The 17,578-nt window shown below is 60.1% G+C and carries 14 protein-coding genes; 3 read left to right on the top strand and 11 right to left on the bottom strand.

Translation table 11 applies throughout. The annotated features are described in order from the left end of the window. Nucleotides 1–58: 58 nt before the first annotated feature. The 5 genes from AD663_RS20875 to AD663_RS20855 all read right to left on the bottom strand — a co-directional run bounded on the left by AD663_RS20875 (nucleotide 59) and on the right by AD663_RS20855 (nucleotide 5,059). The gene (locus AD663_RS20875; protein ID WP_003184675.1) at nucleotides 59–760 is read right to left on the bottom strand and encodes an ABC transporter ATP-binding protein; all 702 of its coding nucleotides are present in this window, start codon (nucleotides 758–760) and stop codon (nucleotides 59–61) included. Further along, nucleotides 761–1,528 (bottom strand): high-affinity branched-chain amino acid ABC transporter ATP-binding protein LivG, encoded by a 768-nt coding sequence (gene livG, locus AD663_RS20870; RefSeq protein ID WP_003184673.1) that lies wholly within the window; start codon nucleotides 1,526–1,528, stop codon nucleotides 761–763. Further along, on the bottom strand, nucleotides 1,525–2,781 hold the full coding sequence (locus AD663_RS20865; RefSeq protein ID WP_003184670.1) for a high-affinity branched-chain amino acid ABC transporter permease LivM: 1,257 nt from the start codon (nucleotides 2,779–2,781) through the stop codon (nucleotides 1,525–1,527). Before AD663_RS20865 ends, livG begins: the two co-directional genes overlap by 4 nt. Then, a complete protein-coding gene (livH, locus tag AD663_RS20860; RefSeq protein WP_003184668.1) occupies nucleotides 2,778–3,701 on the bottom strand; it encodes a high-affinity branched-chain amino acid ABC transporter permease LivH in 924 nt (307 codons plus the stop codon). Before livH ends, AD663_RS20865 begins: the two co-directional genes overlap by 4 nt. A 230-nt stretch (nucleotides 3,702–3,931) precedes the next feature. After that, a complete protein-coding gene (locus AD663_RS20855) occupies nucleotides 3,932–5,059 on the bottom strand; it encodes a branched-chain amino acid ABC transporter substrate-binding protein (RefSeq protein ID WP_003184667.1) in 1,128 nt (375 codons plus the stop codon). A 339-nt stretch (nucleotides 5,060–5,398) separates the two neighbouring features. On the opposite strand from AD663_RS20855, the gene AD663_RS20850 reads away from it, so the two are divergent. After that, complete coding sequence (locus tag AD663_RS20850) at nucleotides 5,399–5,704, top strand: DUF2288 domain-containing protein (protein WP_003184664.1); 306 nt, start codon at nucleotides 5,399–5,401, stop codon at nucleotides 5,702–5,704. 301 nt (nucleotides 5,705–6,005) lie between these two features. Here the strand turns inward: AD663_RS20850 and AD663_RS20845 are convergent, their stop codons facing one another. Continuing rightward, nucleotides 6,006–8,183, bottom strand: coding sequence for a hypothetical protein (locus AD663_RS20845; protein ID WP_003184661.1), 2,178 nt, complete (start codon nucleotides 8,181–8,183; stop codon nucleotides 6,006–6,008). 367 nt (nucleotides 8,184–8,550) lie between these two features. Here AD663_RS20845 and AD663_RS20835 point away from each other — a divergent pair, with 367 nt between their 5' ends. After that, nucleotides 8,551–9,900, top strand: coding sequence for an MFS transporter (locus tag AD663_RS20835; RefSeq protein WP_053214469.1), 1,350 nt, complete (start codon nucleotides 8,551–8,553; stop codon nucleotides 9,898–9,900). Between the two features lie 13 nt (nucleotides 9,901–9,913). On the opposite strand, the gene AD663_RS20830 is transcribed toward AD663_RS20835, so the two are convergent. From AD663_RS20830 to pobA, 4 genes are all read right to left on the bottom strand, one after another. Further along, nucleotides 9,914–12,844 (bottom strand): DUF4132 domain-containing protein, encoded by a 2,931-nt coding sequence (locus AD663_RS20830; RefSeq protein ID WP_053214468.1) that lies wholly within the window; start codon nucleotides 12,842–12,844, stop codon nucleotides 9,914–9,916. Between the two features lie 30 nt (nucleotides 12,845–12,874). Next, the gene (locus AD663_RS20825) at nucleotides 12,875–13,315 is read right to left on the bottom strand and encodes a hypothetical protein (RefSeq protein WP_053214467.1); all 441 of its coding nucleotides are present in this window, start codon (nucleotides 13,313–13,315) and stop codon (nucleotides 12,875–12,877) included. A gap of 118 nt (nucleotides 13,316–13,433) precedes the next feature. Then, entirely contained in the window at nucleotides 13,434–14,951 is a 1,518-nt protein-coding gene (locus tag AD663_RS20820) for an MDR family MFS transporter (RefSeq protein WP_053214466.1), read from the bottom strand. Nucleotides 14,952–15,008: 57 nt separating this feature from the next. Next, nucleotides 15,009–16,202 carry a 4-hydroxybenzoate 3-monooxygenase gene (pobA, locus tag AD663_RS20815; protein ID WP_003184650.1) on the bottom strand — a complete coding sequence of 398 codons (1,194 nt, stop codon included), beginning with the start codon at nucleotides 16,200–16,202 and terminating at the stop codon, nucleotides 15,009–15,011. A 175-nt stretch (nucleotides 16,203–16,377) separates the two neighbouring features. Between pobA and AD663_RS20810 the strand changes: the two genes are divergently transcribed. Beyond that, nucleotides 16,378–17,271, top strand: a complete 894-nt coding sequence (locus AD663_RS20810) for a helix-turn-helix domain-containing protein (protein ID WP_053214465.1) — start codon at nucleotides 16,378–16,380, stop codon at nucleotides 17,269–17,271. A 7-nt stretch (nucleotides 17,272–17,278) separates the two neighbouring features. Here the strand turns inward: AD663_RS20810 and AD663_RS29125 are convergent, their stop codons facing one another. After that, nucleotides 17,279–17,455 (bottom strand): hypothetical protein, encoded by a 177-nt coding sequence (locus tag AD663_RS29125; RefSeq protein ID WP_003184646.1) that lies wholly within the window; start codon nucleotides 17,453–17,455, stop codon nucleotides 17,279–17,281. Between the last annotated feature and the right edge of the window lie 123 nt (nucleotides 17,456–17,578).

Raw genomic sequence — 17,578 nt, 5'->3', positions numbered from 1 at the left:
CATTCACTTGAGATCCAGATAAAAAAACGGCCCGAAGGCCGTTTTTTTGACATGTCACTCAACCGCCCAGATACGCCTCGCGCACTTTCGGATCGGTCAGCAAGGCTTCACCGGTGCCTTGCATTACCACGCGACCGTTCTCCAACACATACGCCCGGTCGGCGATTTTCAGCGCCTGGTTGGCGTTCTGCTCCACCAGGAACACCGTCACGCCATCCTTGCGCAGTTGTTCGATGATGTCGAAGATCTGCTGGATGATGATCGGTGCCAGGCCCAGGGAAGGCTCGTCGAGCAGCAGCAGCTTGGGCTTGCTCATCAGCGCACGGCCGATGGCGAGCATCTGCTGTTCGCCGCCGGACATGGTGCCGCCGCGCTGGGTAAAGCGTTCTTTCAGGCGTGGGAAAAGGTGCAGCACCTTGTCCATTTGTTCCTGATAATCGCCCTTATCGGTGAAAAATCCGCCCATGGCGAGGTTTTCTTCCACGGTCAGCCGGGCAAATACCCGACGACCTTCCGGCACCACAGCGATGCTCTTGCGCATGATTCGCGCAGAGTCCTGGCCCACCAGTTCCTCACCCATGTAGCGGATGCTGCCGCTGTGGGCTTGGGGCGAACCGCAGAGCGTCATCAACAGGGTGGACTTGCCGGCGCCGTTGGCTCCGATCAGCGTCACGATTTCGCCTTGGCGGACTTCGACGTTGACGCTGTGCAGGGCCTGGATCTTGCCATAGAAGGTGGAAACGTTTTCGAACTGCAGCATTTACGCTTCCCCCAGGTAGGCTTTGATCACTTCAGGATTGTCGCGGATCTGTTCCGGTGAACCGTCGGCCAGGGGGGTGCCCTGGTTGATCACGACGATGTGGTCGGAAATGCTCATGACCAGCTTCATGTCATGCTCGATCAGCAGCACGGTGACGTTGTGCTCCTCACGCAGCACGCCGATCAGCGCCTTCAGGTCTTCGGTTTCCTTCGGGTTCAGGCCGGCGGCCGGTTCGTCGAGCATGAGGATCCGCGGACGGGTCATCATGCAGCGGGCGATTTCCAGGCGCCGTTGCTGACCGTAGGCCAGGGTACCGGCGGTACGGTTGGCGAACTCGGTGAGGTTGACCTTGTCCAGCCAGTATTCGGCGTACTCCATGGCCTCGCGTTCGCTCTTGCGGAACGCCGGAGTCTTGAACAAACCGGCAAAAAAGTTGGTGTTCAGGTGACGATGCTGGGCGATCAACAGGTTTTCGACCGCCGTCATGTCCTTGAACAGCCGCACGTTCTGGAAGGTACGTACCACGCCCTTGCGAGCGATGTGGTGGCCGGGCAGGCCCTGGATCGGCTCGCCGTCCAGCAGGATGGTGCCGCCGGTGGGCTGGTAGAAGCCGGTCAGGCAGTTGAACACCGTGGTCTTGCCCGCGCCGTTCGGACCGATCAGGGCCACGACCTGCTTCTCTTTCACGGTCAGGGCCACGCCGTTGACCGCCAGCAAACCGCCGAAGCGCATGCTCAAGTTTTCGACTTTCAGAATCTCGCGGCTCATTTGCGCAGCTCCATGTGGGGGCGTTGCATAGGCAGCAGACCTTGAGGACGCCAGATCATCATCAGCACCATCAAGGCGCCGAACATCAACATGCGGTATTCGCTGAATTCACGCATCATTTCCGGCAACAGGATCATCACGATGGCCGCCAGGATCACGCCCAGCTGCGAGCCCATCCCGCCCAGCACCACGATGGCGAGGATGATCGCCGACTCGATGAAGGTGAAGGATTCGGGCGTCACCAGGCCCTGGCGGGCGGCGAAGAAGCTACCGGCAAAACCGGCGAACGCGGCACCGAGGGTGAAGGCCGACAGCTTGATCACGGTCGGGTTGAGACCCAGGGCACGGCAGGCGATCTCATCTTCACGCAATGCTTCCCACGCACGGCCGATCGGCATGCGCAGCAGGCGGTTGATGACGAACAGCGCGGCCAGGGCCAGCAACAGGGCAACCAGGTAAAGGAAGATCACCTTGTTGATCGAGCTGTATTCCAGGCCGAAGTACTCGTGGAAGGTCTGCAGGCCTTCGGCGGCGGTTCTCTCGAAAGTCAGTCCGAAGAACGTTGGCTTGGGGATGTTGCTGATACCGTTCGGGCCACCGGTGATGTCGGTCAGGTTGCGCAGGAACAGACGGATGATCTCGCCAAAACCCAGGGTCACGATCGCCAGGTAGTCACCGCGCAAGCGCAGCACCGGGAAGCCCAGCAGGAAACCGAAGGTGGCGGCCATCATCCCGGCAATCGGCAGGCAGATCCAGAAACTCAGGCCGAAGTAGTGGGACAGCAGCGCATAACTGTAGGCACCGACGGCGTAGAAGCCGACGTAACCCAGGTCCAGCAGGCCGGCCAGGCCTACGACGATGTTCAGGCCCAGGCCCAGCATCACGTAGATCAGGATCAGCGTGGCAATGTCCACCGCACCGCGGGAACCGAAGAACGGCCACACCAGGGCCACGACAATCAGCGCCAATACGATCCAGCGCTGGGTGGTCGGCAGGGTCAGGAAGTTGCTGGCCTTGGCCGGGATCACCGGCAAGCCGGGCGAAGACTTCCACGCCGCGCTGATCTGCGTGCTGAACAGCACGCGCAGGAACATCAACAGCGAACACACGGCGATGGTCATCAGGATAGCCGGACTGGTGCCATGCACTTCCAGGTTGATGCCGACGATGGTCAGTTTGAGACCGAGTACCGGATAGGCCACGGCCCAGACCAGCAGGGCGCTGAAGAGCGCCGATTTGAGATGCCTAGTCATACTTTTTCAACCTCCGGGCGGCCCAGGATGCCGGTCGGCCGGAATAACAGAACCAGAACCAACAAGCCGAACGCCACGACGTCCTTGTACTGGTCACCGAAGATGTCGGCGCCAAAGGCTTCCGCGACGCCCAGTACCAGCCCACCGAGCATGGCGCCGGGGATACTGCCGATACCGCCCAGTACCGCGGCGGTGAAGGCTTTGAGGCCTACGAGGAACCCGGCGTTGGGGTTGATCACGCCGTATTGCATGCTCAACAGCACCGCGGCGATGGCCGCCAGGGCCGCACCGATGACGAAGGTCAGGGCGATGATGTTGTTGGTGTTGATGCCCAGCAGGTTGGCCATCTTGATGTCTTCGGCACAGGCGCGGCAGGCGCGGCCCAGGCGGGAGCGGGAGATGAACAGCGTGAGGCCGAGCATGGCGACCAGGGTCACCACGAACACCACGATTTGCATGTAGGAAATCAGCACTTCATGTGCGCCACCTGGCCCGATGGAAAAATTGCCCGGGATCAGGTTGGGAATGGATTTGTCCTTGGAGTCTTGCGAAAGCAGTACCGTGTTCTGCAGGAATATCGACATGCCGATGGCGGAAATCAGCGGAATCAGACGGTTGCTGCCGCGCAGGGGGCGGTAGGCGATTCGTTCGATGCTGTAGCCATAGGAACTGGTGACGACGATGCTCGCGAGAAACGCCGCGGTCATCAACAGCGGGACACTGTCGAGTCCCATCATGCTCAGCCCGGCAATGGCGATGAACGCCACGTAGGAGCCGATCATGTACACCTCGCCGTGGGCGAAGTTGATCATTCCAATGATGCCGTAGACCATCGTATAGCCGATGGCGATCAGGGCATACGTGCTGCCAACGGTCAGGCCGTTAACCAGCTGCTGGAAGAAGTGATAGATGTCAGGCATTACAGCGCTCCTAAAAACCTGATACGCATTTCACTGGTGGAGTCATTTTCCCGCCCGGGTCCCGTGGATCTGCATCCACTTCGAACACGAGGTTTGCCAGCGAACCGCTGATGACGGTTTTGAGATTTTCAGGTGGGGAGACTGGCGGATCACGCCAGCGCGGCCCAATACATTTAAAACAAAGCCCACGGCACGCCGTGGGCTTTATTGGCAGTCAGTCAGGCAAGGCCTTACTGAGGCGAAGCTTCGGTTTTAGGTTTGCCGAAATGCCACTCGTAGACCACGAACTTGAAGTCCTTCAGGTCGCCCTTCGCGTCAAAGCTCAGGTCACCGGTTGGGGTCTTGAAAGTGCCTTTGTGGATGGCTTCAGCCACTTTGGCCGCGTCTTCGCTCTTGGCCGCTTCGATACCACCGGCAATCACCTGGACAGCGGAGTAGGACGGGAACACGAACGGACCGCTCGGGTCTTCTTTCTTGGCCTTGAATGCATCAGCCAGGGCAACGTTGGCAGGATCCTGGTCGAAGGATTTCGGCAGGGTCACCAACAGGCCTTCGGAAGCATCCTTGGCAATCTGCGAAATCGAGTCGTTACCCACGCCTTCCGGACCCATGAACTTGGCTTTCAAGCCTTTTTCCTGGGATTGACGCAGGATCAGGCCCAGCTCCGGGTGGTAGCCGCCGTAGTAGACGAAGTCGACGTTGGCTTGCTTGAGCTTGGCGATCATCGAGGAGAAGTCTTTGTCGCCGGCGTTGACGCCTTCGAAGACCGCCACTTTCACGCCTTTGCCTTCGAGGGTTTTCTTCACGGCGCTGGCGATGCCTTCACCGTACTGCTGCTTGTCGTGCAGGACCGCAACGATCTTCGGCTTGACGTGGTCGGCGATGTAGTTGCCGGCCGCAGGGCCTTGGGCGCTGTCCAGGCCGATGGTGCGGAAGATCATCTTGTAGCCACGAGCGGTGATGTCCGGGCTGGTAGCGGCCGGGGTGATCATCACGACGCCTTCGTCTTCGTAGATGTCCGAAGCTGGCTGGGTGGAGCTGGAGCACAGGTGGCCGACCACGAACTTGACGCCGTCGTTGACGACTTTGTTCGCGACCGCGACCGCTTGTTTTGGATCGCAGGCGTCATCGTATTCAACGGCGACGAGCTGCTTGCCGTCGACGCCGCCCTTGGCGTTGATCTGTTCGATGGCCATCTTGGCGCCACTGAACTGCATGTCGCCGTATTGGGCTACAGGGCCGGTCTTTGGGCCGGCGATGCCGATCTTGATGGTGTCGGCGGCGAACGAATGGCTGGCAACCCCTGCCAGAACCATAGCGGCAAACAGTTTGGAAATCTGCTTAGTAGCCTTAGTCATAGTGCTCCACTCATGCTGTTGTAGTTTTTATAGTCCTGGCGCCGTAGCAGCAGAACCGGGTCAGATATCTTGGATATCCTCGCGGAAAATGCCCCCGGCAACTGTACCGGTACAGTGTAGAGCGCCGATTGTTGGCAAGGGAAGCTGGCGCTTGGGGGCAAAACCTGAGGGTGTCGCTTTATTGAAAGAAAAAGACAGAATAGCGGCGGGGGCTGTCATGACATCTCGGCAATCCCTGGCGTTCCTGTGTTCTTCAATCGGTACTCCATTTGCTACCGGGTTTTTCTGCCAGACCACCGACGTTATCATTCGCGCCGATTTCTTTTCCGGACGGGTCCCATGAATCAAGAACCTAGCACCCTCTATGCCAAGCTGCTTGGTGAAACCGCATCCATCACCTGGAAGGAGCTGGAGCCGTTCTTTGCCAAGGGTGCCCTATTGTGGGTCGACCCGGCACTGGATCTGATCGCCGCCGCCGAAGCCGTCGCCCAGGACGAAGGTACCAAAGTCGCCGCCTGGCTGGCCGCGGACCAGCTCGCCAAGCTGTCTGAAACGCGGGCGTTGGATTTTCTGGAACGTAATCCGCAGCTTTGGGCGGTGGTGGTTTCACCTTGGATAATGATCCAGGAAAGAGCATCAAACTGATCAGTGCACCAATTTGGTTCGCGATTTCGACCCTTCAAAAGTGTGTAGGTGCGTAGCGTGATGGCCACCTGCCGTGGTGAAACGCCACAGGGGAGGGTGACGTATACGTAACGGGAACAGTTTGGGGGGGCAGCCTTTGGGCTGCTCAATTGTTTCTGGATGTTGTCGCGATGGTGTATTCAAGGCCGCATTCGCGAGCAAGCCCGCTCTCCCACAGTGGACCGCATTCCTTCTGAAGAAACGCGGTTCCATGTGGGAGCGGGCTTGCTCGCGAAAGGCGCGACGCGGTATCAAACCCGCCTCAATAACTCTTGCCCGTATGGTTATTCAAGGAAATAACCTTGGTCTTGCCAATACGGTGACGGTAGATCTCGCGCAGGTACTTGATCGACTTCTTCACGCAGTCGCGGGACAGGCGGATGTCGTTGATCGAGACGAATTTTTCCTTGTCGTTGATCAGCTCGCGGTACTTCTTCTCGTACATCGGCTTGATCGCATACCAGTTGGTGTCGAGGATCTTCGCCGGGTTCTCGAATTCGTTGAGCAGCTCGTCGATCCGTGCCTCGTCGAAGTCCTCGTTGATGATGAAGTCCAGGATCGAGTTGTCCAGGGTGTCGTCGAAGCGATATGGCGTGCGCGCAAAGCAGCGCTTGATAAAGGCCACGATCAACGTCAGGAAGTCATCCGACAGGCACGGGCTCTTGGCGATCAGGGTGGTCAGCGACAGGTTGGCCGAAGCGCCGATCACCAGTGCGTAACGCTTGAGCGTGGTGTTGGGGAACAGGCTGTTGAGGTGGGTCTTGAGCCGGTTCAGGTCCATGTAGGACAGCTTGTAGTCCTTGGGCAGCGAGACGATGGACACCACCGACGAGCAATTCTTGAAGAAATGCAGGTCGTGCAGGGCCGCGGCGTCGTAGCCGGAATTCTTGTATTGCTCCAGCGAAGCCCGGTAGCGCTTGGATTCGATCGGCAACAGGCTGATGCCTTCGATGGCCTGGGTCACTTTGTTGAAGTGCGGCAGGTCGATGGAGCGGAAGAACAGGTCATCGATGTTCAGGCGCGGCGGCTCTTTTTCGAACACCTTGAACTTGTCGCCGCTCGGCGCCGGGGTTTCCGGGACGACGGATTCGGCGTAGGCAATCGCCACCGGGCCGGCCAGGCTCATGAACAGGTCGTTGGCGTCCAGGCGAATGGTTTCGCCAATGTCGATGCCGGCACGGCGGAAGTAGTTCTGGTCGTAGTCGGTCGTGACGGCCTGGGCGGTCAGGATGTTGAAAATCTGCTGGGAGATGTATTGGTTGGCGTGCTTCTCCATGGCATTGACATCAATGTTCTGGATGTTGCCGTCATCGCTTTCTTCGGCATAACGCATGATGTCGTTGGAGATCAGCATCATTGCGTTCCACGGACGGATACGGCCCATCACGCTGGCTTCGCTGCTGTCTTCGTTGGCGAAGTTGTACGAGAAATCCCATTCTTCCGACAGGTATTTGCACAGCAGGCGTCCGGCGTTGATGTGCAGCGCCTCGGACATTTCGCTGCGGTGGTCGGAAATGTTCGGCAGCACGCAAATGCCACTGGTGAAGATCGGCTCGAATACGAAGGAGTGGCCGCTCTTGCTGTCGTGTTCGTCCATCGGCTTGGTGTCGAACGTTTTGTTCATGTACGAATACTGCTGGGCCAGGCCGAATTCCGAGGCCATGCCCGAACCGGTACCGCCACCGGCACTGAAGATCGAGAAGTACAGGCGCGACTGGTTGGCCTTGATGCCGCAGCTGTCGATCAGGTACGAGTGGATCATTTTCCAATCGGGGCTGGAGAAGCGCTGGGTGTCCTTGTTCAGGATGATCTTGGCCAGGTACTGGCCCAGGATCGGCGCGTTACCGGCACCACCGGCGTGGACTTCCGACAAGTCCATGATTTTCATCTTGCTGTAGTCACGCAGGAAACCGCTTTTCTCGCCTTTGCGCGAGAAGCGGATGCGTCCGGCGATGTCTTTGTCCAAGTCGCCGAGCATCACCAGAGGCTCGACCAAGAACACCGGTTTGCTGGCCTTGTTGCTGCCCAGGCGCAGGTTATTGCGGATCCACTGCGTAGGGCGGTAGCCCTTGTCGCTGTAGCTTTTGTCTTCGGCGTTGAATTCGTTGAGGTAGAACTTGCGGGCGTTGTACACCAGCTCTGCCACGTCGAGGGCGATGTTGGAACCGCAGCGCCCCAGGCCGATCAGGCACACCGAGGGGAACTCCTGCTGCCCACGTTCGCTCTCGTCATCCACCAGATGAGGAGGGCGTGGGAACACGGCATCGCGCAGGCCATCGAGGTTGTCGAGGATGCGGTCGGTGTTGGTTTCGGTGAAATACAGATATTGCTGGGTCGCCAGGGATCGCGAGCTGCTCGAAAGCGTCGGAGCTTCAGGGCCGTTGGCGGCCGGGCTCAGGGTCAGATCGGAAACCGCAGTGGCTGTTTTTTTGGAAGTCATTGTGCGCCGTATGCCTGAACTGGTCGGTTCGACAATCTCTGTCATCGAACCATCGCGGATGGAAGCTCGCGTCCTGAATGGCGCGAAGGTCGGCCCAAGCGGTCAGGGCTACAGCCTGAGCAGCGCTGGGGAGAAACTTTTCCTGATCACGTTGAATCGGCCACGGAGCGATGATCTTTAACCGAAAAAAGGCAAAGTGATGGCAATTGTTACAAAGACTTGAGCGGCATCAAGAAATACCTGACGCGCCATGGTCGGGTATCAACCTTGCGAATGATTGGAGACAGTCCTCGCACTGCTGTCTAGATTGCAGGTTCCGGGCTCGGATGCCTCGCCGCTGCCCCATAACAATAAAAGAGACGGACCCATGCAGAACTCGACCCAAGCGGCGAATGCCTGGCGCATTCTGTTCCTGCTGTTCCTGGCCAACCTGTTCAACTTCTTCGATCGCACCATTCCGGCGATCATTATCGAGCCGATCCGTATGGAGTGGAGTCTCAGCGACTTCCAGATCGGGATCATCGGCACCGCGTTTACCATTGTCTACGCCATTGCCGGGCTGCCGCTGGGGCGCATGGCCGATACCGGTTCGCGCAGCAAGTTGATGGGCTGGGGCCTGGCAGCCTGGAGCGGACTGACGGCGGTCAACGGCCTGGTGGGCAGCTTCTGGGCTTTTCTCTTGGTGCGCATGGGCGTGGGTATTGGTGAAGCCAGTTATGCACCGGCCGCCAACTCGTTGATCGGTGATCTGTTCCCGGCCCATCGTCGGGCGCGGGCGATGGGCATCTTCATGCTCGGCCTGCCCCTTGGCCTGCTGTTGGCGTTCTTTACCATTGGCGCGATGGTCAAGGCGTTCGACAGCTGGCGTGCACCGTTCTTCATCGCGGCGGTACCGGGGCTGATGCTGGCGGTGTTCATGTTTTTCATCAAGGAACCCAAGCGCGGCGCGGCGGAAACCGTGCAAGTGTCCCAGGAGAAGGTCGACCGGCCTGTTCGTCGGGTATTGGCGATACCGACATTTCTTTGGTTGGTGCTGGCGGGGCTGTGCTTCAACTTTGCGACGTATGCCTGCAACTCGTTCCTGGTGCCGATGCTGCAGCGCTATTTCCTGATGCCGCTGCATGAGGCGGCCGTCGCCACCGGGATCATGGTGGGCGTGACCGGGTTGTTCGGCCTTACCCTGGGCGGCTGGGTCGCTGACAAGATTCACCAGCGCGTACCTAACGGCCGCCTGCTGTTCGCGGCGTTCAGCCTGGCGATCTCGACGGTCACCACGGCCTGGGCCCTGCACGCGGGGCGTATTGAAATTGGCGTGTTCGTGGCGGTGTTCAGCGTCGGTTGGTTGTTTGCCTATAACTTCTACACCTGCGTCTACACGGCGATCCAGGACGTGGTTGAACCGCGCCTGCGCGCCACGGCGATGGCGTTGTACTTTGCCGGGCTTTATTTGCTAGGCGGGGGGCTGGGACCGGTGGTGGTGGGCGGGCTGTCCGATTACTTCGCCCGCACGGCGATGGCGGCGGCTGGCGTCGATCAGATGACCGAGGCGTTCAAGGCCATCGGGTTGCACGACGCGATGTATCTGATTCCGGTGGCGTTGTTTTTGACGATGGTGTTTTTGTTTATGTCTTCGCGGTGCTTTGTGAGGGATGCCAAGCGGATGAAGGAGGGAATGAGTGCGGTGGTGGTGCCGGGCGTTGCTGTGGCGGCGGCCTGAGCAAAGCCTGACATCAGCTCGCCAGCTGTATCTGTTCGAGTATCTGGCTGTCGGTGATGTTCATGTCGTCCAGCAGTAGGAACATCTTGCTCAGCACCTCAGCCATTTTTCTGTCGGTGTCGGCGAACGGCAGGTAGAACTCGGTGGCGCTGCCGCTAACAGGCACGATGCACAGGTAGTTGCCGGGTTCGATATGGATGGCCGCGCTGCCCAGGTGAATGCGGTAGTTCGCACGCTGGCCGGTAATGTGCAGGAAATGCCCTTCACATCTGACGTTTTGCAGTCCCAGCCCCCGAGTCAGCTCCGCGACCAGTTCGGCGCGTCGCTGCAGGGTTTCCTGACTGGTGCTATAGCCGTCCGCGGCGTGGGCCACGGAGACCAGTAGGTCGGCATCACGCATGACTTCTGAAAACAGCAGTGGCGGTACCTGTTCAAGCGGCAAGGCTTTCTGGTCGCGGTGGAACGCAATCGTGTCGAAGGTGAAGTGTTCTGTTTGGGACAGGTAATGACCGGTATCCAGAAAATTGAACGTGGCGTAGATGCCGTGCTCCTTGCTCTCGTAATAGATGTCTTCGACGCTTGAGGTCGACCAGTTGCGAACCTGCAGCAACCGTGCGGCCACTTTGCCTTTCAGGCGGTGGCCGGCAAATCGATTGGACCACACGTGTGTATCTCGCTCGGCGGGGGTCAGCAGGTACAGCTCGCGAAAGGCTTGTTTGAAGGGCTGTACACGGCGGTGGCTGACGACCGCTTTCTGCCAGGCCGACAGTTGTCCTGCCGTGAACAGATGAAAAGGGTGTGCAATGCGCAGGTTCTGTTTAACGGTGTACTGGCGCCCTTCAATGTCGGTCACTGACAGCGTCGTGCTGTCGAGCCAGCCCAGCACAGCGTCGTCGGCTTGAACGATGAGTTGCTCCAGTAGCAGGCGGACCGTAGGCATTTTCAGTAGGGTTTTCAGGACATCCAGAGCCAGGGTTTCGCCGCTGCTCATCATCGTTTCCAGAGTGCGGCAGAAGCGTGAAGTCTGTTCCTGGATCTGGGCCTGCTGTGCTTTGAGAGCAAGGAAGTCCGCGTTTTTGCGAATCGCTGGCGGTGCGGTCTTGAGCGTCTTTCCGGCTTTGCAGATGCGCAACGTGGGCGACAAGCCGTCGCTCACCAGCGTGACGTCATAGCCATCGATGGTGGCGGCCGTCATGGCGGATTCGGAGATCTGCGATTCCATGGCCCATTCCAGGCGAATCGCCGATGGATAACCGGCAACACGCGCCAGGTTTTCCAGCCCCGCCTGAATCGCCGCGTGGGAGTTGGCCTGTCGTTGAGCGCCGTATTTACGCACCTCCTGGTGCAATTTCTTGAGCTTCAGGTAGCGCTGGCGTACGTCGTCCGAATGCGTGACGGGCAATACCCCATAGATGCGCATTGCCGGCTGGGCGTGGCGGGTCAGCTTCTTTTCCAGTGCGGGACGACCGATACCCTGATAGGCATCGAGCAGCACGCGGGTTTCGGGAAACGCCCAGTGCGAGGGAGCGAGTGCGGCGAGGTAGTCGCGCAAGTGCTGCGGGTCAGCTTCGGCCAGCGCCTTGTCCAGAAGATAGCGGTCCACCACACCCACGGTTGCATCCAGCGTATTGGGCAGGTCGCTGCCCCAGCCGGACTGGGGGGCGAGGGCGATGTTCAGGTATTCACGCTGGAAGCCTTGCAGATCACCCCAGCCGAGCGCGTCGAGTACCACTCGGCTGGCGTGCCCGGCGTAGGGCAGGGCGGTCAGCAGGGTATCTCTTGAAAAACGGGTCAGTGGCGCGAGCAGCTCCGCCGATTGCTCCTTGGGCAATTGCTGGAGCGACAGGAAACGTTCGAGCACCGCGGCCGTACTGCCGAAGCTGTCGTGAAAGGTGTCGGGTGTCATACCCAGACGTTCGATGGCCGCCAGGGCCAACAGCAGCCAGCGGGTCTGATAGACCTGCACCGAACGGAAGGTGTCCGCCAGCTTCTCGGCATTATCGGGTAATCCGGCCAGGGCGTCCTCGACATAACGAACGGTAAAATTCGCCAGTTCAGGTGGCACGTCGGCCGGCTCCTCGATCAGTGAATCTTCGCGCTGAGGTTGCTCCGTCTCGCACGCTTCGTCGTCAGGGGCTTCGTCATCTGGGGCGTCCTCGTCTAACGCTTCACCGGCGTACCGATTCGAGTCCACGTCATCACTGCCGAGCCCGGCGGCGTCTGTATAGAACATCATGGCGCGACCCCAGGTGTTGGCCGCCCGGGCGAAGCGAGGGTAATCGAGCCGGCCTGCTTCCATCAGGCCCAGAGCAATGCGCCGGATCTCCTTGTGCACGTAGATGTACGCGTCGGCGAGTCGCCTTTGCTCTTCATCAGGCGAGGACGGTGGCTGCACACGGTTCCAACTGCCGTCCAGCAACCATTCGGCGAACGTTTGCCAGACCGGGGTGGACGGGTAATCGCTCAGGCGGTTGATGCAATCCGACACATCGGGAAAGGCCCAGGCGTGTTCCGGGCGTCTGCGGTAATAGGCTGGATCGTCGTCATCAGTGGGCAGTGGATAGTCGCTGTCCTCGAAAGCAAATTGCAGCATGTGCTGCAGTCGCGCACAGATCTGCTCCAGCGCATAGGCATCGGGGTGGGCAGTCACCCACGCATCGCAAATGCGATATTGCAGGCCGTAGCGCTGTTGGTCGCGGCGGTCTTTCAAGTCGTCCCAGACGATCGGGAACACAAAACCGTCCGCCAGTGCCCTGGCGCCTTCCTGTGGCTGCTGCCTGACCCAGTCGTTGGCAATGCTCAGGAAGTCGATGCCATCCCAGATATCGATTTCGAATTCGTCATATCGTCTGAGCTCGGGATAGGTATCCAACGCGCTGTCACAGAAGGCTCCCAGCGCAGCGAGGCGTGTGGATTGGTCCGGCATTGGACGACGTGATTGCATGAGGGGCTCCGAAGAAGAGAGCAACAGGAATCAACCGCCAAGCAGCGGCATCAGACGGATAAACGCAAGCGTGGAAGGGGGGCTCACATCAACGAGGTCATTCAGGTTCTGTAGCATGACGCCGTTGTGCAGAACGCGGAATGCGCGGGTCTCAAAGCCCTTCAAGGCTCGCTCGATTTCGACGTCGAGATCCAGTTTGGGGGATGCCTTGGCTTGCGGCATGACGACTGCGCCTTCACCGGCTTGCTGAAGGATCTCCCGCTCGCTCAGGTACTGGCGATCGAGCACCTCGCGCATGGCCGCCTGTTCCAGCCAGTGCTGGACCGACAGCGCGGCGATCTGTTCGGCAACGGTGAGGCGAATGAGCTCGGCGACCGTCAGGATCGACGAGATCGGTGTCAGGGTGACGGGGGGAAGCAAAGGCTCCTGGCGTGCGCCTTTCAGGCAATAGCTATGAACCACCAATTCCATAACGTACCTCTCGCAAGCCAAGCCAGCCGGGCGGCAGCTTAGCATCTTGCGGTCAATGTGGCTAAAGTCGGAATGGGGCCGTGGTCGGGCTTTTTGGGTGGTGTGTATCCACACGGACCTACTGACCCTTCTCCTCCCGCCCCCGCAACACCCGATCAGGCATCACAACAGCCGCCATCAACCCCAACAACGACACTGCCGCACTGATCAACAGCAAATGCCGAAACGTCCCAAGCAATTCCCCGCGCAAGGCATCCTGCGCCGCGCCCGGCGCAGCGTTCAGGCTGTCCAGCAAGACATTCCCCGAATGCCCTTCGCCAATCAACGACGAGCCGGCAAGCCGGGCGAAGTTCGAATCCTGCAGCAAGGCCAGCAACAACGCCGACATTAAGGCCACGCCCACCGCGCCGCCCAGGGAGCGGAACAGGTTGGTGGTGCTGGTGGCAACGCCGATGTCCGCTTGTTGCACAGAATTCTGCGAGCCCACCAAGGAGGTCGGAAATTGCATGCCCGAGGCAATGCCGCTGAGCAGCATGAATACGCTGCTGAGCCAGAACGCAGCGGGTGGGGTGAGGGCCATGCCAAGGATGGACAGCGGCAGGAGCACGGCGCCGCCCAGGATCATCGGTTTGTAGCGGCCCGTGATCGACGTACGGCGCCCGGCGAAGTACGCGCCGATGGGCAGCCCCATGGCCAGGGGCAGCAAATGCAACGCGGCGCTGTCCGCACCGGCGCCGGTTACGCTCTGAAAGCGCAGCGGCACCAGCACTGTCAGGGAAATCGCCTGGAAGCTGGTGAAAAATACCGTGCACCAGCACAACACCGCGCTGCGATTGACGAACAGGTGCATCGGCAACAGCGGTTCCCGGGCCCTGCGCTCATGCCAGGCGAACAGCCCCAGCACCGCTATCGCGCCAATCAACAGCCCCAGCACTTCACGGCTGTACCAGGCGTGGCCATGTCCCACCTGTGTGATCCCCAGCAACAGCGCCGTCAGGCCGATGATCAGCAGCATTGTGCCCAGGTAGTCGATGATCGGCGTGCGTTGCGGTACTGGCAGCCCGACCAGGGTGCGCCTGGCTACCCACCAGGCCGCCATGCCCAGCGGCAGGTTGATCCAGAACACCCAGCGCCACGACAGGTATTGCGTCATGTAGCCGCCGAGCACCGGCCCGGCGACGCTGGCCACCGCGTACATGCTGCTGAAATAGCCCTGGTAGCGGCCACGCTCGCGAGGGGGCACGATGTCGCCGATGATCGCCTGGCTCACCGAGATCATCCCGCCGGCACCAATGCCTTGGAGTATCCGCGCCAGCACCAGTTGTTCCATGTCTTGCGCCAAGCCACACAATAGCGAGGCCAGGGTGAACAGGCCCATGCCAAACAGCATCAGCGGTCGCCGGCCATAAAGGTCCCCGAGCTTGCCGTAGATCGGCACTGCCACGGTCATGGCGACCATGTAGCCGGAAATCACCCAGGCCAGCAGGCTGACGTCCTTGAACTGTGCGGAAATGGCCGGCATCGAGACGGCGACGATGGTCTGGTCGAGCGCTCCGAGGAAAATCGCCAGCATCAGGGCTGCCAGTACGCTGCGTATGGCCGGCTTCGGGGTGTGGGGAATATTGAGCTGAGTCACGGTAGAACCTGCGGGCATCGCGCCGGGTCGGAGCCCGCAGTTTAAGTCGATAGCCGGCTATTCGATAGCCTCATAAGGAAGTCCGACGTAATTTTCTGCGATGGTTTTTCGGCCGGCCTCGGAGTCGACGAAATACTCCAGCTCCGCTTCGCTGATGCGCTGGTTGAAAGCGTCGTCGTTGTCGAAGCGGTGCAGCATCGAGGTCATCCACCAGGAAAAACGCTCGGCTTTCCAGACCCGCCGCAGGCAGATGGCTGAGTACTGTTGCAGCAGATCCACACGGCCATCGCGATAGACCTTGAGCAGAATGTTGAACAGCGTGCTGACATCACTGGCCGCCAGGTTGAGGCCCTTGGCGCCGGTGGGCGGGACGATGTGGGCCGCGTCGCCCACCAGGAACATACGCCCGTACTGCATGGGCTCGACCACGAAACTGCGCAGCGGCGCGATGCTCTTCTCGATGGACGGGCCGGTTACCAGCGTTTCGGCCAGGTCGGCGGGCAGGCGGGCTTTGAGTTCGGTCCAGAAGCGCTCGTCCGGCCAATCGGCGACCAGTTCCTCGGCGGGTACTTGCAGGTAGTAACGGGTACGCGTCTTGGAACGCATGCTGCACAGGGCAAAACCGCGCTCGTGCCGCGCGTAGACCAGTTCCTCGTGGACCGGCGGGGTATCGGCCAGGACGCCGAGCCAGCCAAACGGATAGACTCGCTCGAAGACCTTGAGTTTTTCCGCCGGGATGGACTGTCGCGCCACGCCATGGAAACCGTCGCAACCGGCGATATAGTCGCAGTCCAGGCGCCAGGTGTCGCCCTGGTGCTCGAAGGTCACGAAGGGTTGGTCGGTTTGCATGGCGTGGGGCTGGGTGTTTTCGACCTGATACAACGTGCGGGCGCCGGCGGCTTCGCGAGCGGCCATCAAGTCACGGGTGACTTCGGTCTGGCCGTAGACCATGACGTTCTTGCCGCCGGTCAGGCCCTTGAGGTCGATGTGCACGCGCCGATCGTTGAGTACCAGCTCAAACCCGTCGTGGGGCAGGCCTTCGGCGTCCATGCGTTGGCCGACGCCGGCCTGGCGCAGCAGGTCGACCATGCCTTGTTCCAGCACGCCGGCGCGGATACGGCCCAGTACATAGTCGGGGGCCTGGCGTTCGAGGATGACGGTGTCGATCCCGGCGTTGTGCAGCAACTGGCCGAGTAGCAGGCCAGAGGGGCCGGCGCCGATAATCGCGACTTGGGTCTTGAGGGTTTTCATTGTTCTTATGACTCGCACGAAGCACGCGACCAGGGTCGGTGTTGATTGTTATAGATCGAGTGCCTGCATTTTTCGCTTGCGGAGCTGTCAGTTGAAGGGGAAAACTGAGCCGATACCTGTTCTTTCTGCCAATTGGTGCGATTATCGCCCGCAACCCCTGGCCCGGATCCACGTTATGAAAAAACCTGACTTGCCTTCGATCCCGGTGTTCAAGCTCTACGGCGAGAGCCAGGATTGGCCGACGCCGGACCTGCTGCACTGCGAAACCATTTCCAAGCGCAGCAGCGAGCATCAATGGGAGATCAAACCCCATCGGCATGCTGACCTGTGCCAGTTGCTGTTCGTCTTCAAGGGCCAGGCGGAACTGGAAATCGAAGGCCTGCGCACGCAACTCGACGAGCCGGCGGTGCAGATCCTGCCGCCGCTGTCAGTGCATGGCTTTCGTTTTTCCGAAGATGTGGAAGGTTACGTGGTGACCCTGGCGGCGCCACTGGTGACGCACTTGCAAGCGCAGTTGGGGCATTCGGTGAACGTCCTGGCCCAGGCTGAAAGCTACCCGGCCCTGGACAACGCCGAGTACCTCAACAGCCTGTTCAGCGCCTTGCAGAATGAATATGTGGGGCATCAACCGGCCCGGGAAATGCTGATGCATGCCCTGGTCAGCGTGATCATGGTCTGGGTCAGCCGCCAGGTGATGCAACGACGTACCCAGACCCAGCGCCCGCAACGCGCCCGGGAATACCTCAACGGGTTCATTCAACTGGTGGAAGAAACCTATCGCCAGCACGTCAAGGTCGAGGATCTGGCCCATCGCCTGGGCATTTCCGTGTCGCACCTAAACGGCACCTGCCGGGAACTTGCGGGGCAACCGGCATTGCAGATCATGCACGAGCGCCAGTTGCTGGAAGCCAAGCGGTTGCTGACCTATACCGGCATGACCATCTACGAGATTTCCGAGATGCTCGGTTTCTCCGACCCGACCAACTTCACCCGGCTTTTTCGCCGGCGCGTCGGCATCTCGCCCAAAGCGTTCCGGGACCGGCTCAAGACCGATCAGCAGGACGACTGAATACGCCTCAGCGAAGGGCGTTCAGGGTCGCGTTGTGGGGGATGCAACGTTCCATATTGCAGCTGGCGTATTCACGGGGCTGCTGCCTGGCCTGCTCGACCCGGTAGGCCGCCGTGCCGTACAGCGCCAGCGTAGCGGCGCAGGTGACGAAGATGGCGAGGCGTCTTTTTGTTTTGATGTTCATGGCGGTGACCTCTGAACGAATACCCTGGGGTACTGTTTAAAGCATAGGTCAGCGCGGGTGAGTTGCCAGCGAGGCGGGGGCTGTTTGTAGATCGGTATTCAGGCCACTGATGATCCCTGTGGG

Origin of the sequence: Pseudomonas sp. Q12-87 (assembly GCF_001269755.1) — a bacterium.
Lineage (GTDB): Bacteria > Pseudomonadota > Gammaproteobacteria > Pseudomonadales > Pseudomonadaceae > Aquipseudomonas > Aquipseudomonas fluorescens_S.
The sequence above is the reverse complement of the archived record's forward strand: the minus strand, read 5'-3'. Positions and strand labels throughout refer to the sequence as shown.

Coding starts and splice junctions, on each gene's coding strand:
- AD663_RS20810 (WP_053214465.1), top strand. CDS start 16,378: ATGAAAAAACCTGACTTGCCTTCGATCCCGGTGTTCAAGCTCTACGGC.
- livG (WP_003184673.1), bottom strand. CDS start 1,528: ATGAGCCGCGAGATTCTGAAAGTCGAAAACTTGAGCATGCGCTTCGGC.
- AD663_RS20835 (WP_053214469.1), top strand. CDS start 8,551: ATGCAGAACTCGACCCAAGCGGCGAATGCCTGGCGCATTCTGTTCCTG.
- AD663_RS20830 (WP_053214468.1), bottom strand. CDS start 12,844: ATGCAATCACGTCGTCCAATGCCGGACCAATCCACACGCCTCGCTGCG.
- livH (WP_003184668.1), bottom strand. CDS start 3,701: ATGCCTGACATCTATCACTTCTTCCAGCAGCTGGTTAACGGCCTGACC.
- AD663_RS20850 (WP_003184664.1), top strand. CDS start 5,399: ATGAATCAAGAACCTAGCACCCTCTATGCCAAGCTGCTTGGTGAAACC.
- AD663_RS20855 (WP_003184667.1), bottom strand. CDS start 5,059: ATGACTAAGGCTACTAAGCAGATTTCCAAACTGTTTGCCGCTATGGTT.
- AD663_RS20865 (WP_003184670.1), bottom strand. CDS start 2,781: ATGACTAGGCATCTCAAATCGGCGCTCTTCAGCGCCCTGCTGGTCTGG.
- AD663_RS29125 (WP_003184646.1), bottom strand. CDS start 17,455: ATGAACATCAAAACAAAAAGACGCCTCGCCATCTTCGTCACCTGCGCC.
- AD663_RS20845 (WP_003184661.1), bottom strand. CDS start 8,183: ATGACTTCCAAAAAAACAGCCACTGCGGTTTCCGATCTGACCCTGAGC.
- pobA (WP_003184650.1), bottom strand. CDS start 16,202: ATGAAAACCCTCAAGACCCAAGTCGCGATTATCGGCGCCGGCCCCTCT.
- AD663_RS20825 (WP_053214467.1), bottom strand. CDS start 13,315: ATGGAATTGGTGGTTCATAGCTATTGCCTGAAAGGCGCACGCCAGGAG.
- AD663_RS20875 (WP_003184675.1), bottom strand. CDS start 760: ATGCTGCAGTTCGAAAACGTTTCCACCTTCTATGGCAAGATCCAGGCC.